24 protein-coding genes and 1 pseudogene are annotated in these 23,074 nt (G+C 40.2%); 12 read left to right on the top strand and 13 right to left on the bottom strand.

What is annotated here, in order from left to right; translation table 11 throughout:
* Positions 1-2: 2 nt before the first annotated feature.
* On the bottom strand, positions 3-260 hold the full coding sequence (locus PHA78_RS04160) for a hypothetical protein (protein ID WP_002940881.1): 258 nt from the start codon (positions 258-260) through the stop codon (positions 3-5).
* 17 nt (positions 261-277) lie between these two features.
* Positions 278-748 carry an ATPase gene (locus PHA78_RS04155; RefSeq protein ID WP_044767948.1) on the bottom strand — a complete coding sequence of 157 codons (471 nt, stop codon included), beginning with the start codon at positions 746-748 and terminating at the stop codon, positions 278-280.
* A 193-nt stretch (positions 749-941) separates the two neighbouring features.
* Here PHA78_RS04155 and PHA78_RS04150 point away from each other — a divergent pair, with 193 nt between their 5' ends.
* The 3 genes from PHA78_RS04150 to PHA78_RS04140 all read left to right on the top strand — a co-directional run bounded on the left by PHA78_RS04150 (position 942) and on the right by PHA78_RS04140 (position 3,516).
* The gene (locus PHA78_RS04150) at positions 942-1,757 is read left to right on the top strand and encodes a Cof-type HAD-IIB family hydrolase (RefSeq protein ID WP_125070260.1); all 816 of its coding nucleotides are present in this window, start codon (positions 942-944) and stop codon (positions 1,755-1,757) included.
* 9 nt (positions 1,758-1,766) lie between these two features.
* Positions 1,767-2,987, top strand: coding sequence for a peptidase T (pepT, locus tag PHA78_RS04145; protein ID WP_024415822.1), 1,221 nt, complete (start codon positions 1,767-1,769; stop codon positions 2,985-2,987).
* 130 nt (positions 2,988-3,117) lie between these two features.
* Complete coding sequence (locus PHA78_RS04140; RefSeq protein WP_125070262.1) at positions 3,118-3,516, top strand: DUF5684 domain-containing protein; 399 nt, start codon at positions 3,118-3,120, stop codon at positions 3,514-3,516.
* Positions 3,517-3,551: 35 nt separating this feature from the next.
* Here PHA78_RS04140 and PHA78_RS04135 read toward each other — a convergent pair whose 3' ends face one another.
* Positions 3,552-4,466 (bottom strand): AEC family transporter, encoded by a 915-nt coding sequence (locus PHA78_RS04135; RefSeq protein WP_125070263.1) that lies wholly within the window; start codon positions 4,464-4,466, stop codon positions 3,552-3,554.
* 130 nt (positions 4,467-4,596) lie between these two features.
* Here PHA78_RS04135 and PHA78_RS04130 point away from each other — a divergent pair, with 130 nt between their 5' ends.
* From PHA78_RS04130 to PHA78_RS04115, 4 genes are read left to right on the top strand one after another with little or no spacing between them, the layout of a single operon-like run.
* A complete protein-coding gene (locus PHA78_RS04130) occupies positions 4,597-4,914 on the top strand; it encodes a PadR family transcriptional regulator (protein ID WP_002940906.1) in 318 nt (105 codons plus the stop codon).
* Complete coding sequence (locus tag PHA78_RS04125; RefSeq protein WP_272158469.1) at positions 4,911-6,023, top strand: DUF4097 family beta strand repeat-containing protein; 1,113 nt, start codon at positions 4,911-4,913, stop codon at positions 6,021-6,023. The genes PHA78_RS04130 and PHA78_RS04125 overlap by 4 nt, the downstream gene beginning before the upstream one ends.
* Positions 6,024-6,034: 11 nt before the next feature.
* Positions 6,035-6,613, top strand: coding sequence for a DUF1700 domain-containing protein (locus tag PHA78_RS04120; protein WP_105256544.1), 579 nt, complete (start codon positions 6,035-6,037; stop codon positions 6,611-6,613).
* Positions 6,600-7,454, top strand: coding sequence for a DUF4097 family beta strand repeat-containing protein (locus tag PHA78_RS04115; RefSeq protein ID WP_105256543.1), 855 nt, complete (start codon positions 6,600-6,602; stop codon positions 7,452-7,454). The genes PHA78_RS04120 and PHA78_RS04115 overlap by 14 nt, the downstream gene beginning before the upstream one ends.
* A gap of 35 nt (positions 7,455-7,489) precedes the next feature.
* Here PHA78_RS04115 and PHA78_RS04110 read toward each other — a convergent pair whose 3' ends face one another.
* Both PHA78_RS04110 and PHA78_RS04105 read right to left on the bottom strand, forming a co-directional pair.
* A complete protein-coding gene (locus PHA78_RS04110) occupies positions 7,490-7,849 on the bottom strand; it encodes a DUF1304 domain-containing protein (protein ID WP_105129506.1) in 360 nt (119 codons plus the stop codon).
* A 19-nt stretch (positions 7,850-7,868) separates the two neighbouring features.
* Positions 7,869-8,294: a MarR family winged helix-turn-helix transcriptional regulator gene (locus PHA78_RS04105; RefSeq protein ID WP_099807052.1), complete on the bottom strand. Its 426-nt coding sequence runs from the start codon at positions 8,292-8,294 to the stop codon at positions 7,869-7,871.
* A 161-nt stretch (positions 8,295-8,455) separates the two neighbouring features.
* On the opposite strand from PHA78_RS04105, the gene PHA78_RS04100 reads away from it, so the two are divergent.
* The 3 genes from PHA78_RS04100 to PHA78_RS04090 are packed head-to-tail and all read left to right on the top strand — an operon-like array spanning position 8,456 to position 10,920.
* Positions 8,456-9,214: a threonine/serine exporter family protein gene (locus PHA78_RS04100; protein WP_012027108.1), complete on the top strand. Its 759-nt coding sequence runs from the start codon at positions 8,456-8,458 to the stop codon at positions 9,212-9,214.
* Between the two features lie 3 nt (positions 9,215-9,217).
* The gene (locus PHA78_RS04095; RefSeq protein ID WP_002937711.1) at positions 9,218-9,670 is read left to right on the top strand and encodes a threonine/serine exporter family protein; all 453 of its coding nucleotides are present in this window, start codon (positions 9,218-9,220) and stop codon (positions 9,668-9,670) included.
* 56 nt (positions 9,671-9,726) lie between these two features.
* Positions 9,727-10,920 (top strand): cation diffusion facilitator family transporter, encoded by a 1,194-nt coding sequence (locus PHA78_RS04090; RefSeq protein ID WP_029185161.1) that lies wholly within the window; start codon positions 9,727-9,729, stop codon positions 10,918-10,920.
* 557 nt (positions 10,921-11,477) lie between these two features.
* On the opposite strand, the gene PHA78_RS04085 is transcribed toward PHA78_RS04090, so the two are convergent.
* From PHA78_RS04085 to PHA78_RS04055, 7 genes are all read right to left on the bottom strand, one after another.
* Entirely contained in the window at positions 11,478-12,599 is a 1,122-nt protein-coding gene (locus PHA78_RS04085; protein ID WP_015445098.1) for an IS110 family transposase, read from the bottom strand.
* Positions 12,600-12,763: 164 nt separating this feature from the next.
* On the bottom strand, positions 12,764-13,594 hold the full coding sequence (locus tag PHA78_RS04080; protein WP_024390310.1) for an amino acid ABC transporter substrate-binding protein: 831 nt from the start codon (positions 13,592-13,594) through the stop codon (positions 12,764-12,766).
* A gap of 26 nt (positions 13,595-13,620) precedes the next feature.
* Positions 13,621-14,253 carry an amino acid ABC transporter ATP-binding protein gene (locus tag PHA78_RS04075; protein ID WP_099806859.1) on the bottom strand — a complete coding sequence of 211 codons (633 nt, stop codon included), beginning with the start codon at positions 14,251-14,253 and terminating at the stop codon, positions 13,621-13,623.
* A gap of 9 nt (positions 14,254-14,262) precedes the next feature.
* The gene (locus tag PHA78_RS04070) at positions 14,263-14,904 is read right to left on the bottom strand and encodes an amino acid ABC transporter permease (RefSeq protein ID WP_099806858.1); all 642 of its coding nucleotides are present in this window, start codon (positions 14,902-14,904) and stop codon (positions 14,263-14,265) included.
* A gap of 147 nt (positions 14,905-15,051) precedes the next feature.
* Positions 15,052-16,863, bottom strand: a complete 1,812-nt coding sequence (gene glmS / locus PHA78_RS04065; protein ID WP_105150152.1) for a glutamine--fructose-6-phosphate transaminase (isomerizing) — start codon at positions 16,861-16,863, stop codon at positions 15,052-15,054.
* Between the two features lie 189 nt (positions 16,864-17,052).
* A complete protein-coding gene (gene lepB / locus PHA78_RS04060; RefSeq protein ID WP_014736040.1) occupies positions 17,053-17,595 on the bottom strand; it encodes a signal peptidase I in 543 nt (180 codons plus the stop codon).
* A 42-nt stretch (positions 17,596-17,637) separates the two neighbouring features.
* Positions 17,638-18,255, bottom strand: coding sequence for a GDSL-type esterase/lipase family protein (locus PHA78_RS04055; RefSeq protein ID WP_105155034.1), 618 nt, complete (start codon positions 18,253-18,255; stop codon positions 17,638-17,640).
* 84 nt (positions 18,256-18,339) lie between these two features.
* Between PHA78_RS04055 and PHA78_RS04050 the strand changes: the two genes are divergently transcribed.
* Positions 18,340-19,449, top strand: a complete 1,110-nt coding sequence (locus tag PHA78_RS04050; protein ID WP_024376399.1) for an NAD(P)/FAD-dependent oxidoreductase — start codon at positions 18,340-18,342, stop codon at positions 19,447-19,449.
* Between the two features lie 196 nt (positions 19,450-19,645).
* Positions 19,646-21,256: pseudogene (locus PHA78_RS04045) on the top strand (IS1182 family transposase); the annotation flags it as partial.
* A 298-nt stretch (positions 21,257-21,554) separates the two neighbouring features.
* Here the strand turns inward: PHA78_RS04045 and PHA78_RS04040 are convergent.
* Positions 21,555-21,881 carry a hypothetical protein gene (locus PHA78_RS04040; RefSeq protein WP_024376870.1) on the bottom strand — a complete coding sequence of 109 codons (327 nt, stop codon included), beginning with the start codon at positions 21,879-21,881 and terminating at the stop codon, positions 21,555-21,557.
* Positions 21,882-23,074: the final 1,193 nt, after the last annotated feature.

The raw sequence follows: 23,074 nt of genomic DNA, 5'->3' as shown, positions 1-23,074 counted from the left end.
TCTCACTTTCTTCTTTTCAAATAAGATATTAATTTATGTAAAACCGTAGCTACTCCCAGCGCCAATAAAAAATAAAAGAAACGAACCGCATTTCTAGCATCTGGAAGTGATAGAGCCCAAAGGACAAAAATCGTTATGGCAGTCGGCCATCTCCAGCCCCAGGTCATCTTCCGTTTGATAAACCATTCCATCCAATCTTCATTAGAATCAAATCGTGTTTCGTAATATTCTTCTTTCAGTTGTTCCCACCACTTTTTCATAACAGCCTCCTTTCAGATCACAGACCTTCTAATTCAAGATCCAGAAAAGTCTTCCACTTTTCCTGCAAGGGTTGACGCACAGGTGGCTCCTGACCTCCTAAGAATTTTTTGATACATTCATTTTGCACCAACCATCCTGTCATGTCTTTTTGAGCATTCGCAAATTCATTACCAAAATCTTCTGGAATTCGTTCTTCAAAACTAATCAAGGTCTGATTTTCTAGCTGAGACAGTGCAAAAGAAACTGTTGCTGAATCCCACCTGTAGGCAATTTTCTCATTTTTTCGGTATTCCAGTAAATCCATGGTTTCACGGAAGTCTTCCATTTCAAATATCAACTTGTCACCCTCAACCCTCAACTGTGGAAACCAGCGAGCAAAACCACTATCTGTCGCCAACAAGTCCCAAGCTTCTGTCAAACTAGCCGACACAGAATAGCAAATGCTGAGCAGGTAGTGCCCCGCCTCTTTCTTCACACTAATCTTCATATCATATTCCTATTCTATACTTCTATTATACCAAAAAACACCAGTCTATAACCAATGTTCCATATATATTTATAATTTTTGACCATCAGTAAGCAGCCCATTCTCAATTTTTATACCGTATTTCTTCTAGCATTTCAATCATTCCTTTCTCATTTTATGCTATACTAGATGTATTGAAAACAAGGAGGTTTATATGATTAAACTAATCGCTCTTGATATGGACGGAACCCTTTTAAACGAGAAAAAAGAGCTGATGCAGCCACAGATTGATGCCATTCATCAGGCTGTTGAAGCGGGCGTCAAGATTGTTCTTTGTACTGGTCGGCCCTTGGCTGGTGTTAAACCTTTCGTAGAGCAGCTCGGCTTTGACACCGAGGAAGAATTTATCATTGTCAATAACGGCTGTTCAACGCATTCGACAAAGGATTGGAGCCTGATTGACTGGGAAGAACTATCTATCTCTGATATTGATTATCTTTCCACTTTTATTGAAAATGATGATGTGCAAATCTCTCTTTTTGATGAGGAAGACTATTTCGTTCTTGCGGAAAAAGCCAATGACCGAGTGAACTTGGATGCTAGTTTAGTCGGCATGACTCCTCAACCAATTGATTTGAAGGAAGCCCAATCAGGTCAGCATCGCTTCTTTGAAGCCATGTTTGTCGGTGAAAAAGAGCATATTGATGCCTTTGAAAATCAACACAATCCTGTACTCAGCAAACGCTATTCCACCGTTCGTTCACAGGACTATCTCTTGGAAATTCTGCCAAACGGAGCTAGCAAGGCTTCTGGCCTTAAAAAATTGGCAGACCGCCTCGGTATCCTTCCTGAAGAAATCATGGCTATGGGAGATGCCAACAACGACCTGGAAATGATTGAATTTGCTGGACTTGGTATTGCCATGGGCAACGCCAATGAGCAGGTCAAGGCTATCGCCCAGGACATCACAGACACCAATGAAAACAATGGCGTTGCCAAAGCCATTGAAAAACATATTTTGAACAAATAAGGAGATACTATGAAATACCCAACACTCTTAGACCGCTTTTTAGTCTATGTCAAAGAAAACACTCGCTCAGATGAAAACTCGACCACTACACCTTCTACCCAAAACCAAGTCGAGTTTGCACAGAATATCCTTCTGCCTGAAATGAAACGCATCGGCTTACAGAATGTCCACTACCTACCGAACGGCTTTGCTGTGGGAACACTGCCTGCCAACGACCCAAGTTTGACACGTAAGATTGGCTTCATCGCCCACATGGATACGGCTGATTTCAACGCTGAAGGTGTCAATCCGCAAATCATCGAAAACTACGACGGCAACCCAATCGCTTTGGGAACTTCTGGCTACGAATTGCATCCAAAAGACTTCCCACAACTTGCCAACTACCACGGTCAAACCTTGATTACCACTGACGGTACTACCTTGCTAGGCTCTGATGACAAGTCAGGAATTGCAGAAATCATGACAGCGATTGAATTCCTAGTCCAAAATCCTGACATCAAGCACTGCGAAATCCGTGTCGGCTTTGGTCCTGACGAGGAAATCGGTGTCGGAGCAGACAAGTTTGATGTGGAAGACTTCGATGTGGACTTTGCCTACACCATGGACGGCGGACCGCTGGGGGAACTCCAGTACGAAACCTTCTCAGCAGCAGGTGCCAAGATTGATTTCCTAGGACGTAATGTCCACCCAGGATCTGCTAAGGACCAGATGATCAATGCCTTCCAAATGGCTATTGATTTCCACAATGCCCTTCCAGAAGCAGACCGCCCTGAGAAAACAGAAGGCTATGAGGGTTTCTTCCATTTGATGAATATGGAAGGCAGCGTTGATACTGCTTCTACCTCCTACATCATCCGCGACTTTGAGGAAGAGGATTTCCTTGCCCGCAAACAGCTCATGCTGGACATCGCTGAAAAGATGAATGCCAATTTTGACACTCCACGTGTCATTGTCAACCTACATGACCAGTACTACAACATGAAGAAAATCATCGAAAAAGATATGACTCCAATTAACATTGCTAAGGACGTCATGGAAAATCTAGGTATCAAGCCACTGATTGAGCCTGTTCGCGGAGGAACAGACGGCTCCAAGATTTCCTTCATGGGCATTCCAACGCCAAATATCTTCGCAGGTGGCGAAAACATGCACGGTCGCTTCGAGTTCGTCAGCTTGGAAACCATGGAAAAAGCTGTTGATGTGATTTTAGGTATTGTAGCATATAAATAAACAATTTGTTCAGACTTTCAATTGAAGGTCTGATTTTTTCTGAAAATCTTTCAAAATTTTTGAAAAACTACTTGTATTATTGAACTAATACTGTTATAATAGAACCATCAAAAAGAAATGGAGTTTTAATATGACAGAAGAAACATTAGCACAGGGAATTCTCATTGGCATTTGGGGTACAACACTACTATTTTCATTTATTTGGTATATTCTTGTTGCTATTTCCAACTACATCCTCTTCAAAAAAGCAGGCTATGCTGGTTGGAAATCATTGATTCCAATCTACAATCTCTATATCCAACAATGCATCGCCTTTGGCTATGAAAAAAGATGGTTCATTCTATTCTTACTGATTCCACTAGCAGGACCATTATATGGCATCTATCTCGTTTACAATTTTGGTCGTAGCTTCGGTTTATCAGTTGTACAAGCTATCTTCTATGTTCTTCTTACACCTATCTTTAACCTCTACATCGCCTTTAATGATGGAAGTCGTTACCAAGGTCCACAAGAATTCTTTATTGATTAATATACAATCAAGCCCCCGCACACGCGGAGGCTTTTTTAAACGAATAGAAAAATAAGAAGAACCATCATGACTAGGCTGACCAAAATAGATAAGGAGTTAACATTGGCAGGTTCAGCTGATCGACTCCCTAACTTTAATGCATAAATTGGGGACATGACTGAAATCGGAGAGACTAGACAAACCAGCAACATGATTTTCATCGTTTTATCAATAGGTAGAAGAAAATAAATGACTCCTGCTATTAGAATATTCGCACCCAGCCTCAAAGAGAGAAGATAGGCCAATCGACTAATTTCTTTCCAATTCAATTTTAAATCAAGCAAGATTCCCAACATGAGCATGGCTAAAAAAGGATTGGCGTTACTGGCTATCGTCAGCGCAGAGATAAGTTCGCGTGGAAGTTTGATAGAGCAGACTGCTAACGATAGGCTAACTAGATAGACTACTAGTGGAACTGAGCGTGAAAGATTCTTTATAAAAGTTGCAACGGTCATTCTTTCCTGCTCTTCATCCACACCAGCTGCGATACTGTAATTCCCACCTAGAACCATGATTGCATTCCCCGCATCAAATACGATGACGCTTAGTAGACTAGATAGCGGAAAAAAAGCTTGCACAAATGGGAGTGTAAAGGTTCCGATATTATAGCCTGATAACTGCATAAGACCGACGGAAGTCTGTTGACCAGACTTCTTTGCTTCCCAGTATCCCACCATATCCAAAAAAAGATTACAAAGAATTCCTAATATGAAGGGAACGTATAAATTTATAGATACTTGGGCTGTCGCTGAAGCTACAAGGAGAGAAGCTGGTAGCGTAATATTCATCACTAAGCTAGAAAAGATTCTTGCATCTTCCCTTCGAACAATCCCTTTGACTTTTAATGTATAACCTAAACCGATAACAAAGATAAAACCGAGAGCACGGGCTAATAATTCAAGTTCATTCATGAAACTAGTATAGCATATAGAAAAGAATTTTGATGATATATAAAAATTTTATATAATCGCTTGATTTTGCTAAACAATAGGTATATAATTTATATATAAAATAATTACATAAAGATAAAGAGGTGAGTTTATGTACTACCCCGTATCCTCTATCTTGATAGAATTTCTGGTATTAGCCATCGTGGAAAAGCAGGATTCCTACGGCTATGAAATCAGCCAAACTATCAAGATAGTTGCTGATATAAAGGAATCCACACTCTACCCTATTTTGAAAAAATTGGAAAAGGCTGGCTATGTCACCACCTATACCCAAGAATTTCAAGGGAGAAAGAGAAAATACTACACCATCACACCTGCTGGACGTGAGCACATCCCCTTCCTGCAAGGTGAATGGAATAGCTATAAAGACCATATTGACGGAATTATAGAAGGGAGCTTACGAAAATGACACGCGCAGATTATTTGAACCAACTGGAACAAGCATTATTTCAACTTCATCCAAGTGCCAGACAGGAGGCTTTAGACTACTTTAATGAGTATTTTGACGAAAAGGATAACGACGAGGAAGCTATTATAGAGCTAGGAACACCTGATGAAGCAGCAAAAGAAATCATTGCCAATCTACCTGAAGATGCCCTAATCACCGAGAAAGACCAAGCAAGTCCACATTCATCTAAACCATTTGATTTCAACTTTGATTTTGATTTTCAATTTGACTGGGAGAATTTTTTCAACAATTTCAAACATTCAGCCTATCAAGCTAGGGAAAGAATTAAATTGACGGCGAAGATTGTAGAATTACCTGAGTTTTCAAATCTACAGATTTCGCTCGAAGATCAGGCTCTTAGCGTTCAAAGTTACGACGGAGAAGCTGTCTTATTGCACAATCCTGTTTCAGAAGATGGTAGCTACCAGGCTTTTGACTATCAACTAGTCCAAGATAGTTTGTACATATCTAGCAAGCCACTCCCTGACCAGCTCTACTTCTCAAACAATCAAACCAGCTCTGCTATTCTCAAAATCCCTAAAAAACTACTGCCCCTTACTAGTCTCAATCTGAAAACGACAGATAGTAGTCTGACGACGGCGGCTGTGCAGGCGAGCGAACAGCTAGTCATCAATGCAAAAGATAGCAGCATCAGCATGACGAAAGTGAGCTGCCCAAGCTCTGCTCTACGGTTAGAAGACTCTACACTAACTATCTCAGATGGACAGCTGAGCGAGTTAAAATTGGAAGCCAGCGATGCTGTTATCACTCTGACAAGCCTTAACCTAGCAAATGCAAACATACGCTTAGAAGACTGCATCTGGAATCTCAAAGAATGTGACTTGAACGGCAAGCTCAGTTGTCAGGCTGAAGATTCTGTCTTAACCTATAAACCAAGTACGGACATCAGTTTGGACATATGGGAGGAAGATTCTAGCCTTAAACTTCCAAAGGATAAGGCGTTTACAATGATGAAAGAGGGTGACATCACTCATCTCAGCTACAAGCAAGAAAATAGCCCTGCACAGCTTGTTATTCATTGTCAAGACTGCCAGCTTAGCATAGGATAAAGGAGGTTCCCATGAATCGCAAGGAATATTTACAGAAACTCGAAAAATATCTCAAAAACCTACCAAAAGAAGATTTTCAGGATACCATAGACTATTTCAATGAATATTTTGACGAAAAGGAAAACGACGAGCAAGCTATTCAAGAGCTAGGCAGTCCAAAAGATGCAGCCCGTGAAATTCTGGCCAATCTATATGATAAAGAGAAGATTGAGGATAAGCCAAATACCCGCAATATGGTCTGGCTGACCATCCTCTCTATCCTTGCCGCACCAATCGGCATCCCCCTAGCAATCAGCTTGATTGCCCTCTTCATCACCCTTCTCCTAATCATCTTTAGCCTCTTTCTGCTCCTTATCTCACTCTGGATTGTCCTCCTCAGCCTGGCGATAGCCCAGCTACTCCTCGCCTTTGACCTCTTCACACTATCATGGTCTACCTCCCTGCTCTTCACAGGCTTGGCCCTCATCTGCTTGGCCCTCACTCTATTGGGTAGTAAATTCACTCTAGACCTTGGAAGCAAAACCTTCTTGCTTGTTTTACATTGGATACAAAGAAAAATCCGCAAAGGAGGCTACTATGAAACAGCTTAAACCATTTACGAAAATCAGTCTGAGCCTGTTAACCATGGGGACCATTCTCAGCCTCATCGGCTACCTTGCTGGTGGTTGGACAAATATGAAAACTGTTGCAGAAAACTATTTTCAGCCCCAAACGGCAAGCTTTACGGATATTCGTTCTATAGAGGTCAATGAAAGACTGTCCATTATGCCCTCGCCTGACAACCAATTTCACCTCCACTACTATCGAAATCAGCATAAAGACATCGACCTCCTCAGTCACCAAGTCCAAGATGGAAAATTAACCATTTCCAGTGCCTATCAAGGCATCGTTACTTATGATGGTTTACTTGAACCTATCTTACATCTTGTCAATGACCAGAATGTTGCCTACTACCAACCTGTCTTACAGGTCCCTAAAAATAGCACAATCGAAACACTTTCAGGCAACCTTCAAGGAGACCTTTATTTGGATAAAGTAACTATTCAAAATCTTGAACTCACTGCAGAAGATGGGGACATCTTGATTGAAAACAGTCAACTCAGCTTTGCTCATTTGTCACACCTCAATGGAGAAGTAGCAATCAATCATTCCACATTAATAAGTCCGAAAGACATTTCCGATACTGTTGGCAGTAGCTTAACGATTGAGGATGGGGATTTTAAAGCTGAAAACTTAAAACTAGAAGGAAGACATAACATCAGTAATTACAATGGTTCGATTGACATTTCACTTCATCCCAAAACAAAAACTGACATCCATATAGATGCCAGTCAAAATAATCTGGGAATTGACCTTCCAACCTATTCCAATCCCCAAGCCACTAATTACCTCCACATCTCTGCACTAGATGGAGAATTGAGCATCCGGTAATTACTAAAAGCCCTCCTGACGGAAGGCTTTTCTGTTTATTTAAACAACAAAATAGAAATCAAGGCCAAGATTGCTGGTCCACCTTGGGTTAAGATAATTTTTGGACTTGCTGTAATAGCGCCATAAGCTGCTGCAGCAATAACATATAGAACAAAAATGCTTATAATTTCTAAATTACCAGTAAAAATACCGTAGAACAAGAAAACCGCCAACAAGCCATTATAAATTCCTTGATTCTTGAACAATGCAGTCACAGACTTACGTTGTAATTCTTCCTTCTCCATATTGAATACGCGACTAGTAGAGTCTGAATGGGTCGCAAAGGTTTCCAAATACATGATATATAGGTGCTCAATAGCTACGATACTAGCTAGAATAGTGGTAAAAATAGACATAATGTCTCCTCTCAAAAAATTATATAGGTAGATTTTGCAAGCCAATCAACAGTTTATCAAGAGTGGCTAGGAATTGCTCACTCTCCTCAACAGTTAGAATCTGATTCATCGAAGTTTTGATAGCTTGGTGGTGGGCAGAAGGATTCGTGATTAGCGCTTCTCTAGCCTGCTCAGTTGGCCAGACAAGTACTTCTCTCTGATTGTCAGGATTTCGCTTGCGAATAATATAGCCGCTCTCTTCCAACAATTTGAGATGACGCGTAACCGCTGCGCGGTCTATCTGAAGCCGCTCCTGCAAAGCCAACTGATGCAGGGGTGCATCTTTTAATAATGTTTGCAATATTGAATAGCGTGTCAAACTGATTCCCAACTGCTGTTCAAAAAGATTGGAAATCGTCTCATCTGCCACTTTCAATCTGTATAACAAATCTTCCATTTCTTGCATTATCTACCTCTTTTGATTGATTAATCAATCGTTGATAAGTCAATTATACTACAATCCGAACAATTTTCAACTATTTTGCCTATCTATTAAAAAAATATGTTGCCTACACCTATATTTTGTTATAATTAAGAAAATAACTAGCAGAGGGATGGGACTTACTTATGGAAAACACTCCTAGACTAAACTTGGTCATAGACGTGCTCATGCTCGCTGGTGCGATTTTGGCACAAAGCGGTGCAGAAATTCACCGAGTTGAAGATACCATGATTCGGATTGCACATTCACAAGGAATTGAACAGGCCAATGTCCTTGCCATCCCTGCTGCTATCTTTTTCTCCATCGACCATACGAATATTTCGCGTATGAAACGCATTGTCAATTCAAATTACGACATGCAGAAAGTTTGTGACGTCAACCAAATCTCCCGTTCCCTAGCCAATGAAGAAATCAGCCTAGAAGAAGCTTGGAGCCAATTAAATGCAATCAAACAACAAAAGCCACCTTATAACAATATCCAAATAACCTTAGCTGCCGTAGTAGCCGCACCATTTTTTACCATCATGTTCGGAGGTTCTCTTTTAGATGCAGCAGGTGCTGTCCTCGCAACAGCTTTAGCTTTCCCTATCTCACTAATTGTCGAGCGCTATATTGGCATTGATTTTGTCACCACCTTCGTTGGCGCCTTTGTCTTCTCACTCACCTCTTATTTATTAAGCGCAACCACTACTCTCCCCATTAATCCTAACCTGATTAATGCAGGGGCAGTCATGCCTTTTGTACCAGGGATTGCTTTTACAAATGCCGTAAGAGACCTCATGACCAATCATATCAATACAGGGATGACCAAATTTTTCCAAACAGCGCTTATTATCTTATCGCTCGGTGCAGGTACAACTGTGGCCTTTATGCTTGTGAGGTAATCTATGACACCAGTTCACTTCTTATTACAGGCACTTGCCTCTTATATCGCTATCGCAGCCTTCTTAATTGTTCTCAATGTTCAAAGAAAAATGCTGGTCCCTGGTGGACTCCTAGGCATGCTTGTTTGGCTTATTTATCTTTTACTATTGGAACCAACAAATGTCTTGATTGCTACCTTTTTCGCGGCAATTATCGGATCCTGTGTCAGTCAAATCATGAGTATTTGGTTAAAAACACCCTCCGTCATCTTTTCATTGGCTATACTTGCACCACTTGTTCCAGGCTATCGAGCCTACATGACCACGACTTATTTCGTTTCTGGGGACCACGCTCAAGCCCTAACCAATATCACTACCGTCTTAACTTTAGCCTTAGTCATTCCCATCGGTATGGCCAGCGGAACAATATTATTACGCCTTTATAAGGTTCTTCGAACCGGCAAAAAAGCAGCCTAACCCCTTGAAAATAAGGGGCCTTTTTGTTAAAATGAAAACTTATCAAAGGAGATGCTATGAACCAAAACGTAACCAATTTAAAACTTGCTGAACGTGGTGCCTTGCTATCTATCGGTGCCTATATCGTCTTATCAGGTATCAAACTCGTTGCAGGACAGCTCTTTCATTCGGATGCCTTACGAGCAGATGCCTTCAATAATATTTCTGATATTATCGGTAATATCGCTGTACTTGTTGGACTAAAAATGGCACAGAAACCAGCTGATACCGATCATAAATTTGGACACTGGAAAATGGAAGACTTGGCAAGCTTGATTACATCCTTCATTATGTTTGTCGTTGGTTTTCAAGTACTCTATGATACCCTCCAAAAACTAATCAGCAATTCTTCTATCGAAGTAGACATTATGGGGGCCATTGTCGGAATTTTTTCTGCACTAGTTATGTTAGCTGTTTATTTATATAATAACCGCTTGGCAAAAAAAGTACGTTCCAAGGCCTTAGAAGCAACTGCCAAGGATAATCTATCCGATGCAGTCACTTCCATAGGAACTTCTATCGCAATCTTTGCTGCAGCTTTCAACTTCCCTATTGTCGATAAAATTGCAGCCATCATCATTACCTTCTTTATCCTAAAAACAGCCTACGATATTTTTATGGAAAGCTTCTTTACCCTATCTGATGGATTTGATGAAAACTTATTGAAAAAGTACGAGGAAGATATTCTCAAACTCCCAAAAATCGTTTCTGTCAAATCACAACGTGGTCGGACTTATGGAGCCAATATCTACCTTGATGTTGTTTTAGAAATGAATCCAGACTTATCCGTTTATGAAAGTCATGAAGTGACTGAGCAGGTTGAGCAACTCCTAACACTCAAACATGGAGTTTTTGATGTGGATATTCACGTAGAACCATCTGAAATTCCACACGATGAGATGTATGAGCATGTGTACGACAAACTCTTCCGTTTTGAAACAGAGATACAAGCACATGCTAATGGGTATGAAGAATTGATTGACGATCAGTATCTCTTAATTGATGCCAAAGGCCGCTATCGAAATAAAACTCAGATGCTTGCCGACCACCCCATCCAAACCACGTATTTATCCAATTACCAAATGACCTCCATTAGCCAAAAATCAAAATTAGTTACGTTTGAAATTGGTGATTATGTTCATACGTCACTTTGGCGCCGTCATGAAAATTGGACTGTTATTTTCCACCAGATTTCAAAGAAACAAGCCTAGTCGAATGACTGGCTTTTCCTTTATAGTCGAATGAATTAGCTTTCAGACAAGGAACTGAGGTGCAGGTTGCTAGCACAGCCTAGTGGCTGTGCTAGGTTGGAGATATAACTTGCAAAGCAAGTCACTTCTGCAGAGTACGGCAAGCCGAAAGTGACGATGTATCAAAGTTAATTCAAATGACTGATATGTAAAGCCCTTTGTCAAGTAAAAACAATCGAACTGATTAAAAAATGAAAAGTATCTAGAAAGAGCCTAGTTCTTAGCTTCGGGCATTGGCCACTCTGATATTCGTGGATTGGTTACCTACAGGTCAATGGTTCTGCCGCGAGTCCTACTCTCTATAAGCGTGGATCACAATTGTGCCACTTAGTCGTTTCGTAGATGACTCAAACCTTGAAGTCCTAAACTCCTTCAAGATACTTTCCATTCAAACATGATTTCAATCCTTATTTCTGTCCAAATTCACCCAGTGATTTTGGATAGAAATAGGGATTCCTCATCGCTCTGCGATGATAAAACTTAATGGTCAAAAGTGTACATGAAAACAAGCGCTAACTTCAAGCTATTCTTCCTGTCATCATCCCCCAAATAAAACCAGACAATTCTCGTGCAATAGCTGTTTTAGCAACATTTTGTTTCTTATTTTTTCCTAGAACAAGTGTGCGATAACGTCTTCTTAAGCGTTCATTAGCCTTATCCGCATAAGCAATCACCTCCACTCGGTTTCCACTTTGTCTCCTTTTCAATTCTTTGGATTTATACCCAATCGTCCCCTTAGCCAATGATTGTGCAGCTTCTATCAGAAGTCGTCTCACATGGCTATTCCCAGCTTTGGTGATAGCACCTCTTCTCTCCTTGTCGCCGCTAGAATTTTCGCTAGGAGTTAGCCCAAGATAAGAAGCAAAATGTTGAGCTGTCGCAAAGCGATTAAAATCACCGATTTCTGTCACAATGGAAAGAGCAGTTAGTGTTTTAATGCCAATAAAGCAAGAAAGCCGTGAGACCTTCTCTTGATAACTGTCGCTTTGACCCAGTTGCTCAATTCGTGCATCATACCGTTCTATTTGATCTACTAATTTCTCATAGGTCAATAGATATTCTGTCAAAATCTCTGCGTAAAGTCCATCAGGATTTAGGGAACGGAGCCAGCGAACATGTTTCTGTGTCCAATTACTGCTTCCCTCGGTATAGCGAAAATCATGTCGGAGACAGAAGGCAAGAATTTGTTGTTTGATTTTCTTCAGAGCCACTTTGTGGTCTGTTCTCATGCGGATATATTCTTTGACTTGTTCATCCTCAACAGTAGGAATATGAACAGGCCGATAGCTACGAAAGGCCAGAGCTTTTGCGAGCTGAGCTGCATCTTTTTTATCAGTCTTAACACGCTTAGATCCTTCCTTCATCACCGTTGTAGGCGCCATCACGATACAGGGAATCCCGTGAGCTTGTAGCTGGTGATATAGGGTAAATCCAAGACATCCGGCTTCGTAGCCACATAACACTTCTGCATCTTGACCATATAAACGACGAAGCTCATTCACATAGTTCACAATATAGCTAACATTTGGACCAACTTTAGTGCTATGTTTGAATTGATTCGCCATCATATCATAATAGCAGAGTGAAAAACTTTCTTTGTGAACATCCATTCCGATGAAAAGTGTGGTAAAATGAAACATATAAGACCTCCAATTGAGTGTGGTAATTCCTGTTAGAAGTTGATTGTTTTTTTTATTCTAGTGTACAGGTAAATCCACGAATTCTCAACTGGGGGTCTTTACATATTGTCTATACCTTAAATTTGGGTTTTAAAAAAGAGCACTAGGCTCTTTTTCTTATATTATTATTTTTTTACTGCATCGGTTGCAACATCCTCACCAAACCATTTTTGGGAGATTTCTTGGAATTTACCTTCTTTATATAATTCAGCAAACGCCTTATTAATGTTTTCTACGAGTGTCGTATCTGATTTACGAGCACCGACTGCAAAGGCTTCATTTTCAAAACCTGCATCAATGATGTTGTAATCTGCGATAATTCCCTCTTGTTGCAAGTAATAATTTGCATACACACGGTCAATCAAAAGGCCATCAATACGATCGTTTTTCAAGTCAATCAAGGCTTCATTGAAGGTCGCATACTGACTTGCATCGTTATTTTGAACAATATCTTTCAAAATAGCTGGTTGTGATTCAAATACTGAATAACCAGATGAACCTGCTTGTGCACCTAAAATCTTATCCTTCATATCAGATACTTGGCTAATATTGGAAGATTTTTTGGTTACAAGAACTTGTTGGTTATCCATGTAGGGATTTGTGAAAAGAACTTTTTCCTTACGCTCATCTGTAATAGAATAACCATTCCAAATTAAATCAATATTCCCGTTATTCAATTCAGTTTCTTTCAAATCCCAGTCAATTGGTTGCCATTTTACAGTAATTCCATATTTTTCAAAGACTGCATTAGCCAAGTCAATATCAAAACCTGTGTAAGAACCATCTGTCTGTTCAAATCCCATTGGAACAAAGGTCTTATCAAAGCCAATCGTAACGGATTTTTCAGACTCGTAGGCTGTCCAATTATCAGACTTAGTAGCCGAATCATTGGAGCCACAAGCAGCAAGAGTTAAAGAAGTTACAAGAGCAAGAGCTCCAAGCATCATTTTTTTAATATTCATCATCATATTTGTTCCTTTTCTTAGTGTTTCGGTTCAATTTTGATGATTTCATCTGCGATATTCTCAGCAAACTGCATATCATGGGTGACCACAATTTGCGTGATTCCAGTAGCCCTATTTTCAAGAATCAGTTTCTCTACTTCTTTTCTTAATTCAGGGTCTAGGGCCGAAGTTGGTTCATCATAGCCGATAATCTCAGGATCAATCATCATCGCACGCGCCAAGGCCACACGTTGTTTCTGTCCGCCCGATAAAGAAAATGGGTAGGCAGTTGCATGGTTAGCAAGTCCAAGAGTATCCAAGAGTTTAAGGGCCTTGTCTTCCGCCTCTGAACGCGACATATTTTGCGTTTTCATAGGAGAGAGAACCAAGTTTTCCAATACGGATAGGTGCGGGAAAAGCTGGAAGTCCTGGAAGACAAAGCCCAGCAAATGTCGTTTTCCCAACTCCTCTAATGGCAGTTCTTGACCATTATACATCAAAGTTCCTGAATCAATAGTCTCTAAACCAGCCAACATCCGTAAAAGAGTTGTCTTACCACCGCCAGATTGACCAACAATGGCAACAATTTTCCCTTCTGGAATGACCAAATCATAGTTGGAGAAAATCTGTTTATCTTCAAAGCGTTTTGACAACTTGCGTAACTCTAACATGACTTCCTCCTATCTATAATAATCAAATTTCTTTTCTACTTGTTTAGAAATCAGTGTTACCGCACCGATCATCAATAGGTAGATTACACCTGCGATAAACATAGGTGCCAAGCTGGCATCACGATTGGCCGCAGTACGACTAGCCAACAACAAATCGCTAACCCCAAGTGCATAGACCAAAGAAGTATCCTTTACCAAAGTCATGACTTCATTGAAAACACTTGGCAGAACAATTTTCACAACCTGTGGTAAGACAATGTAGCGAATGGTCTGAACAGGGTTAAATTTCAATACCTTAGCAGCTTCATACTGACCTTTTGGAATAGCTTCAATACCACCACGGAAAATTTCAGAGAAATAGGCCGCATAGTTGAGCGTAAAGGCCAGAATCACAGCAGGCATTCGGTCAAATGTAATACCCACACTTGGTAAGACGTAATAAACAAAAATTAATTGTAAAAGCAAGGGGGTTCCTCGCATAATTAATACATAGAAATGCAATAACCATTGTAAGGGTTTAAATTTAATCTGCATTAAAAAAGCGAAAACAGCTCCTAATGGCAAGGATAATATCAATACTAGAAAAAATACTTGCAAGGAGACTGCAGCACCATTTAGTAGACTGGGCAGAACTTCCAAAACATAATCCATAGAATTCTCCTAAAAGAATGATTAGGTTCTAGTATAGCAGAAAATATCTTGTATTTCAAAGGATTTTTCAGAATTTTTATAAAATTTAATGCAATTTCCGTATATTTTTCTGAAAAAACGGATTTGGCTACCCAAATCCGTTCATATTTATTCAACTGTTACAGATTTCGCCAAGTTACGAGGCTTATCAACATCCAAACCACGTTGCAAGGTTGCATAGTAAGCGATCAACTGTGTCGGAACCACCATAGCAATCGCTGACAAGAATGGATGAACAGTTGTAACAGTGATGTCATCTTCTTCCTTAGCTACTGCTTCATCTACAATTGTCAAGACATTGGCACCACGCGCCACTACTTCCTGAATATTGCCTCGAGTATGGCTTGCAAGGTGTGGATGATTTGAAATCAAGGCCAAAACAGGAACACCGTCTTCGATCAATGAAATGGTACCGTGTTTCAATTCACCTGCCGCAAAGCCTTCACATTGGATGTATGAAATTTCTTTCAATTTCAAGCTGGCTTCCATAGAAACGTAGTAGTCACTACCACGACCGATATAGAATGCGTTGCGAGTGGTTGATAAGAGTTTTTCAACTTTTTCAGCAATCACATCTTTTTCTGACAAGCTGGCCTCGATAGATTGAGCTACGATGGACAATTCATGTACCAAGTCAAATTCTCTCGCGTAGGCATTGCCATTGGCATCACCGACAGCCTTAGCCAAGATTGCCAAAGTCGCAATCTGTGCAGTGTAGGCTTTTGTAGAAGCTACCGCAATTTCTGGTCCTGCATGGAGCAACATGGTGTAAGTTGCTTCACGTGATAGGGTAGAACCAGGAACGTTGGTTACAGTCAAACTTGGAATGCCCATTTCATTAGCTTTAACCAATACCTGACGGCTATCAGCAGTTTCACCTGACTGGCTAATCATGACAAAGAGTGGCTTTTTGCTCAAAAGTGGCATATTGTAGCCCCACTCAGATGAAATTCCCAACTCTACTGGTGTATCTGTCAATTTTTCCAAGAAGTCTTTTGCGGCAAATCCTGCGTGATAGGAAGTTCCAGCAGCCAGGATATAGATACGGTCAGCTTCTTGTACCGCCTTAATAATATCCGCGTCAACTGTTACCTGACCAGCTTCATTTGTATAGGCGCTAATCAATTTACGCATAACAGTTGGCTGCTCATCAATTTCCTTGAGCATGTAGTATGGATAAGTTCCCTTACCAATATCTGACAAATCAAGCTCAGCTGTATAGCTACCACGTTCAATCTCATTTCCATCATAGTCCATGACTTCAACACTATCTTTTTTCACGATAACCAATTCCTTATCGTGAATTTCCATGTATTCACTTGTCTCACGAATCATAGCCATGGCATCTGAGCAGACCATGTTATAGCCATCACCAAGACCAATCAAAAGTGGAGATTTATTTTTGGCAACATAGATTGTATCTGCATCCGTAGCATCAATCAAGGCAAAGGCGTATGAACCTTGAATAATCTTCAATGCTTTTTTGAAGGCTTCTAGAGTTGACAAACCTTCTTCTGCAAATTGACCAATCAAGTGTACAGCAATTTCTGTATCTGTCTGCCCTTTCAAGTCATGACCTGCAAGATACTCTTCATTGATTTCTGCGTAGTTTTCAATCACACCGTTGTGAACTAGGATATGTCCAGCAGTTTGAGAAGTGTGAGGGTGAGCGTTGTTCTCAGTTGGCTTACCATGAGTCGCCCAACGAGTATGACCGATCCCTGTTGTCCCTTCAGTCTTATCGCCAACTTTTGCAGACAATTCTGCAATGCGACCAACAGCTTTCACAAGATGAGCTTGCTCACCACCCGTCACAAAAATACCTGCTGAATCATAACCACGGTATTCTAATTTTTCAAGTCCTTGAATCAAAATATCAGTTGCGTTTGTATTTCCTACAACACCAACGATTCCACACATACATATCACCTACGATGTTTGTTAACATCGGCTTTCATTTCTTCAAAAATTGGTCTAGTCTAATTCATATCTAAAAAGACCAGTGAAACCAGTATATAACAAGATTTCATCCTTGTCAACATTTTAATTGGTCTAGTCTAATTTCAAAATACAGTTCCAGTCATCTCAACACAATAAAAAAAGCTGATTCTACTGAACCAGCCCTGTCTTAATAAAACCAAATTCTGAAAGTGGACTAATCCGAAAAGTCAGTCTACCAACAATAGCCTCACTAGAAATCAAACCAAAACTACGACTATCCTGTTGATTCGTTCGTACATCATTCAACACCAAATAGTGCCCCTCTGGAATGACGTTGTACTTTCCATTTGTCAAGGTTTCCAATGTAAAGTCATCTGTATAACTTTCTTGTGAATGAGGCGTTTTTAAATAGTTCTCTGTAACAATAATATCATTACGATAGAGAACATCATCCATATAGGTAACCGTCTCGTTTTCCAAGGCAATCACACGACTCACATACTCTTTTCCCTCATGGTTATACAAAATAAAATCTCCATGAATCGGGCGGACATTTCGCACCGTCATGATAAAGTCGTTTTCCTTCAAATAACTATTTGCCATCTCAGGGGTAATCGTGACTGGCTCAAGTAACCAAAATCGTAGGCCAATAATTCCCAAAATCAATAAGACCAATAAACTGATTTGTTTTATTAAATCTCTTTTTACCATAATCTCTCCATTTCACTAGTATTATACCACAATTTAGAGCCATTAGGGTCTGAGATACTGGTAAATCTCTTCAGCAATAACTTGATTTCCTAACGGTGTCAAATGAAGACCATCGCTATAGTATTCAAGATGTCCCTCCGTCACAGTGTAAAGGTTAATAACTGGTAAACCAAGTTCGTTTCCGATAGCTGGGATAATTTTTTGTAATTCATCTTCAATAATTTGATTATTCAATCCAAAACGACTGGTTGGCACGTAAGGCGGGATGACTAAATAAACATCCGGCTGGCTTGGTAAATCCATATACTGCTCTGCCATTTCCCTATACTCTCGAATAAACCTCTCTCTATTCCAATATGGTCCTCGGCTATCGTTACTACCAATCATGATGATGACAATATCTGCTTCACTCTCAAGTGAAAGTTGGGCATTCTTCTCTTTAAAGTAAGGAAAATCTGCAGTTGACTGAAGTGAACGCCCACTCAATCCGTAATTTGAAACTTGATAGTGATGCCCAAGTTTCTCAGCTAGAATACAAGGATAGGCATCTTTTTCCCGATTCTCCAAGCCATATCCATAAGTCAAACTATCTCCGACTGTTGCAACTTTTACGGCCCCACTTCCAACGGTTAGGACCTCAGGATACATTATATCTGACACACGAACTCCTCAATTTTTCTTATTTTCTATTGTATCATGTTGAAAAAAATAAATAAACTTCTAAATTTGTGATATAATTAACTTATGAAAAAACAAGTTATTATTATAGGCGGAGGAATTGTTGGCTCTACTGCAGCCTTTTATCTCTCCCAAGAAGAACAAGTCCATCTTACTCTCATTGATTCAGGTATTGGAACAGCCACACGAGCTGCCGCAGGTATCATCTGCCCATGGATGGCTCAGAAAAAAAATAAAGACTGGTATAAGCTGACTTCCGATGGTGCTGTTTTCTACCGTCGATTGGTAGCCGATTTGGAAAAATTGGGTGCTACTGAAATTCCATTCAAACAGACTGGAACCATCGGCCTAAAAAGTAAGCCTGAACTACTTGATAAAATCCAAAAAATTGCCGAGGAACGTCGCGTAGATACTCCGACTATTGGCGAAATTACTCCGCTTATAGGCTCGGAAATTAACCAGTACCTGCCACTACTTAAGCCAGACTACTTTGGTATCCATTTAGAAGGTGGCGGTCGTATTGATGGTGGGCGTTTGATTGATATTCTTCAGGAACAATTTTTGAAAAATGGTGGTACACGTATCTACGGACAAGCAAAACTGCTCGACAACCATACTGTCGAAGTAGATAATCAAGTGCTTACTGCTGACCATATTATCTTAGCCACAGGGGCCTGGTTGCCACATATTCTTGAACCTCTTGGTTATCAAGTGGATGTTCGACCACAAAAAGGACAATTGTTCGAATTAGATACAGAATTCGATACCGACAATTGGCCAGTTTGTATGCCTTACGGAGAGATTGACATCCTACCATTTGAAAATGGAAAAATCATTATTGGTGCAACTCATGAAGATGATATGGGCTACGATTTAGAACTAGACCCTGAAAAAATCCAAGCCATGCATGATAAAATAGCTGAATTCATGCCTGATTTGGCAAACTATCCTGTAGCCAGAACTCGCATTGGAACGCGCGCCTATACTTCAACTTATTCACCATTCTACGGAAATATTGAGGATATGCCTAATGTCTGGGTAGCTAGTGGTCTAGGCTCCACCGGTCTGACAAATGGTCCAATTATCGGTTGGCAAATTGCTAAAGAAATTCTCAACCAAGAAACAAACTTTGACCGTACACCATATTCTCCAAATAGATATATTCTCAAAAAATAAGATACGATACGTTTAGATTCTACTAACCCTTTAAATGTAGATACTAAGACTAGTTTGTTATCTAAGCAGTCAAAGAGGCTGGGCAAAAACTAGTTTCTCACAATAAAAAAACGAGCAATTCCAATTAGGAGTTGCTCGTTTTCCATTTCATGCTTTATAATTATAATAACGACAAAACAACTAGAAAGGCATGAAAATGTATAAACAGTATAACACAAATCAGCTTAGTTTGGAATTAAATATTGCTTGGGACTTACCTGCTACACATGAGGCACGTCTGATTAGTCAGTTTGTGGATACCATTCCTCAATCCGTTCTATTGGAAGAAACTTCCCACACAGGTCGTCCAGCCTTTCATCCAGCTATGTTACTTAAAATGACCCTGTTCGCCTATGCTCGTCAAGTATTCTCTGGTCGGAAAATCGTTCAAATGAATGAAGAAGTTATCCCTATGAAATGGTTGAGTCAGGATACCTACATCTGTTATCGAACTATAAATAGTTTTCGGGCTAGCACACATGCCAATCAGCTCATCAAAACTGCCTTCATCTACTTCACTCTCCTCCTCAGAGAGAATGGATTGATTGAAGATGAGGCTCTCTTCATTGACGGAACTAAGGTAGAAGCTGATGCCAACAAGTATTCTTTCACGTGGAAAAAGGCCGTTGAACGCTATGAAGATGCCTTGAAAGGAAACATTTCTGCCCTTTATGACAAGCTAGTTCAAGAAGGGGTGAATACTGCCTTGTCCAAGGAAGAATGCCTCACTAGCGAGGGGCTGACCCAACTCCTACAAGAAACCGAACAAGTATTGGACGAGGTGGAAGAAGCTATCTCACAAGAGCCTAAAGTCATCAAAGGTGGCTCAGCCAACAGACAGAAACGAAGAAGAATTAAGAAACTCAAGAGAAAGTTGAAAGAGGATTTTCTTGTTCGGAAACAGAAGTACGAACGGGATAAACAGATTCTACAAGAGCGAAACTCCTACTCTAAAACGGATCACGATGCAACATTCCTGCAGATGAAAGAGGAAAGAAACAGTCTGGGAATAGACTGTTTCTTCACGAGCCTTGAAATAAAAGAGCGAGTATGAAGAATGGCCAGCTCAAGCCTGGTTACAACCTCCAACTTGGCACAAACAGCCAGTTTGCCTTAGCTTACGGACTGTTTCCGAATCCAACTGACACTCGTACACTCAAGCCTTTTCTTCAATCCATCCAAACCCTAGAACTCTTTCAACACATTGTCGCAGATGCAGGTTATGGTAGTGAAGAAAATTATAGCTTTATCGTTGATGACCTGGAGAAAACACCTCTGATTCCCTACGGAACATATCAGAAAGAGCAGAAGAAAAGCTACAAGAAGAGTGAGGCCAATCCTGAAAACTGGACCTACTTAGAAGATTCTGACCAGTGGATAAAACCAGATGGGGTTGTCTACTCGTTTAAGAATTATTCACGAAGAACGGAGCAGAATGGATTTGAGAAAGATATTAAGATTTACGAAGCTGATCCAGTACAAGCTAGCGAGGAATTGGACCAGTTAGCACGGACAGAAAAAGGTAACCTCAAACAAATTCAGTATAATCCTACGTAGAACTATTTCAAGAACTTAGTCAAAGATAAATTGACAAGTAAAGAGGGGGCCCGCATTTATGCCAAACGTAAGGTGGATGTCGAACCTGTATTTGGTAGGATGAAGGGTGTTTTTGGCGTGCGCAGAGTGCATGTCAGAGGACAAAAAGTGGTTGAAACTGAGATAGGATTCCTCCTAATGAGCATGAATCTCACGAAATTGGCTAAGAAAATAGTCCAAGATAAGAGAAATAAAAAGAAAAACACAGACGGTTCAGCTGGATTTCATCTGAAGCAGCTCAATCTATCTGTGTTTTTTTATTTACTGGCTAGTTTTTGCCCAGCCTCGTTTCCATTAACAATCATATTAAAATGAGCTAATTTTTAACAAATTTTAAACCTTATCCTAGCGACGGAAACTTGGGTCTAATTTGAATGATTTATTCTCTACAATGTTCTTCGCTGAACCGTAAGGAATTTTACTAATTATCTCAATGCGGAATTTCTTTGCACCTTTTAAATCTGCATCCGTCAAATTAGCTGCATAGTCTCCAGATGGTGTTTGATCGAGCGGATAACATAGTTTTCACCCAAAATAAAGTAAACATCTGGTGCTTCTGCATATTTTTGTTTTAGTTTTACAACTACTCGTTCACCTGGAATACCTGTTTTTTGTGACAATGTCACATCCACAGCTGAGCTGCGGCAGTAAGTAACTGTTTCTTTTGTATTATATTTTACGTAAGTATTTGATTCAGATGTATTGGCGCTAACAACAGGAGCAAGCGCTGTAAGTCCTGTACTCATGCAGGCTACTGAAAGCATGGCAAAATTTTTCATTTTCTTTGAAAAGTTCATAACAGTTTCTCCAATTTCTATTATCTTGTATTTATATCATTTAAACTCAAACTATAAAATAGCAATATGATGAACTAATCCTACTGGAATAGTTTCCTTAGTCCGTAACAATTTTTTCGAATGCACTCTATTGATTGTTACAAGATAATTTTAATTGAATTCTCCGCAGATGGTCGCTAATTATTCACTCTCTAACCCTTGATTATTGCTTTTTACTTGCTTTTTTTTAATAGTGCCCAAACACTACCAAGTACAAGAGTTAATAGGCTAATTCCAACAATCTTCCCAGAAGCATTTGCCATTGTTGTTGAAGATTGTTCCACACTTAAAACTTGCTTTGTATCTATTTTGGAGTGAGCAGCCGAATTCTGACCATATTTTCTCGTATTATTAATTACCTTAGGTTCAGCTGACTCGTCTAGATCAGTCTCTTTGTAGCCCTTGTCCATTTCTATACTGGACATCTGAGGCTCTCTCTCTGGAACTTCTGGCAATACAATCTCCTGAGAACTTATACCTATTTTAACATTAGCCAATAATCTGGATTCAGGAACCAAGATTCTTTCTGTACTCTCCAAATCACTCATCAATTTATTCGGCTGAGTCACCTTTGTTCCTGTTAGAATTGAAGAACTATCTGCTTCAGCCAGTATGCTTTCTGTCGTTGCTTCTGTCAAAAATTCAATTTGAGGAGCATTCGACTCATTGGCAACCTCCTCAGAACCCACTTTCAATGTGGAAGAAACTTCGGCATCTACAAACTTGTTTTTTTCAGAAATAGTAGATAATTTAGCTACTGATTCGGCCACACGAATTGCTGAATGCCCAGGTAAAACTGGAATATCCTCAGCAACAGGAACTAAAGTGGCTTCATTTTTGGCGACACTCTCACTTTCTACACCCACTGGTTCATCTGAGGATTCGACAGTTAGAGTTTTGGCGGTGGCTGGTTGTTCAGTAACGGTCGTCGCAACTTGAGTTTCTTCCTGAGAAGCGACTTCTGGTTGAACAGGAATAGCTGACCTGCCTGGAGACGAAGTGGGGGCTGGTTTAGCTACAGTCTCACTTTCTACACCCACTGGTTCATCTGAGGTTTCGACAGTCAGAGTTTTGGCGGTGGCTGGTTGTTCAGTAACGGTCGTCGCAACTTGAGTTTCTTCCTGAGAAGCGACTTCTGTGACTTCTGGTTGAAC

The organism is Streptococcus sp. HN38 (genome assembly GCF_028335765.1).
Taxonomy (GTDB): Bacteria; Bacillota; Bacilli; order Lactobacillales; family Streptococcaceae; genus Streptococcus; species Streptococcus suis_P.
This window is presented reverse-complemented; position numbering and strand designations above follow the sequence as displayed.

Excerpts from the sequence above, each read along its gene's own strand:
- PHA78_RS04135 (WP_125070263.1), bottom strand. The coding sequence starts at position 4,466 with ATGAATGAACTTGAATTATTAGCCCGTGCTCTCGGTTTTATCTTTGTT.
- PHA78_RS04050 (WP_024376399.1), top strand. The coding sequence starts at position 18,340 with ATGAAAAAACAAGTTATTATTATAGGCGGAGGAATTGTTGGCTCTACT.
- PHA78_RS04155 (WP_044767948.1), bottom strand. The coding sequence starts at position 748 with ATGAAGATTAGTGTGAAGAAAGAGGCGGGGCACTACCTGCTCAGCATT.
- glmS (WP_105150152.1), bottom strand. The coding sequence starts at position 16,863 with ATGTGTGGAATCGTTGGTGTTGTAGGAAATACAAACGCAACTGATATT.
- pepT (WP_024415822.1), top strand. The coding sequence starts at position 1,767 with ATGAAATACCCAACACTCTTAGACCGCTTTTTAGTCTATGTCAAAGAA.
- PHA78_RS04105 (WP_099807052.1), bottom strand. The coding sequence starts at position 8,294 with ATGCAAGAAATGGAAGATTTGTTATACAGATTGAAAGTGGCAGATGAG.
- PHA78_RS04090 (WP_029185161.1), top strand. The coding sequence starts at position 9,727 with ATGAACCAAAACGTAACCAATTTAAAACTTGCTGAACGTGGTGCCTTG.
- PHA78_RS04085 (WP_015445098.1), bottom strand. The coding sequence starts at position 12,599 with ATGTTTCATTTTACCACACTTTTCATCGGAATGGATGTTCACAAAGAA.
- PHA78_RS04070 (WP_099806858.1), bottom strand. The coding sequence starts at position 14,904 with ATGGATTATGTTTTGGAAGTTCTGCCCAGTCTACTAAATGGTGCTGCA.
- PHA78_RS04040 (WP_024376870.1), bottom strand. The coding sequence starts at position 21,881 with ATGAACTTTTCAAAGAAAATGAAAAATTTTGCCATGCTTTCAGTAGCC.
- PHA78_RS04160 (WP_002940881.1), bottom strand. The coding sequence starts at position 260 with ATGAAAAAGTGGTGGGAACAACTGAAAGAAGAATATTACGAAACACGA.
- PHA78_RS04100 (WP_012027108.1), top strand. The coding sequence starts at position 8,456 with ATGGAAAACACTCCTAGACTAAACTTGGTCATAGACGTGCTCATGCTC.
- PHA78_RS04110 (WP_105129506.1), bottom strand. The coding sequence starts at position 7,849 with ATGTCTATTTTTACCACTATTCTAGCTAGTATCGTAGCTATTGAGCAC.
- PHA78_RS04120 (WP_105256544.1), top strand. The coding sequence starts at position 6,035 with ATGAATCGCAAGGAATATTTACAGAAACTCGAAAAATATCTCAAAAAC.
- PHA78_RS04140 (WP_125070262.1), top strand. The coding sequence starts at position 3,118 with ATGACAGAAGAAACATTAGCACAGGGAATTCTCATTGGCATTTGGGGT.
- PHA78_RS04130 (WP_002940906.1), top strand. The coding sequence starts at position 4,597 with ATGTACTACCCCGTATCCTCTATCTTGATAGAATTTCTGGTATTAGCC.
- lepB (WP_014736040.1), bottom strand. The coding sequence starts at position 17,595 with ATGGTAAAAAGAGATTTAATAAAACAAATCAGTTTATTGGTCTTATTG.
- PHA78_RS04115 (WP_105256543.1), top strand. The coding sequence starts at position 6,600 with ATGAAACAGCTTAAACCATTTACGAAAATCAGTCTGAGCCTGTTAACC.
- PHA78_RS04095 (WP_002937711.1), top strand. The coding sequence starts at position 9,218 with ATGACACCAGTTCACTTCTTATTACAGGCACTTGCCTCTTATATCGCT.
- PHA78_RS04125 (WP_272158469.1), top strand. The coding sequence starts at position 4,911 with ATGACACGCGCAGATTATTTGAACCAACTGGAACAAGCATTATTTCAA.
- PHA78_RS04150 (WP_125070260.1), top strand. The coding sequence starts at position 942 with ATGATTAAACTAATCGCTCTTGATATGGACGGAACCCTTTTAAACGAG.
- PHA78_RS04075 (WP_099806859.1), bottom strand. The coding sequence starts at position 14,253 with ATGTTAGAGTTACGCAAGTTGTCAAAACGCTTTGAAGATAAACAGATT.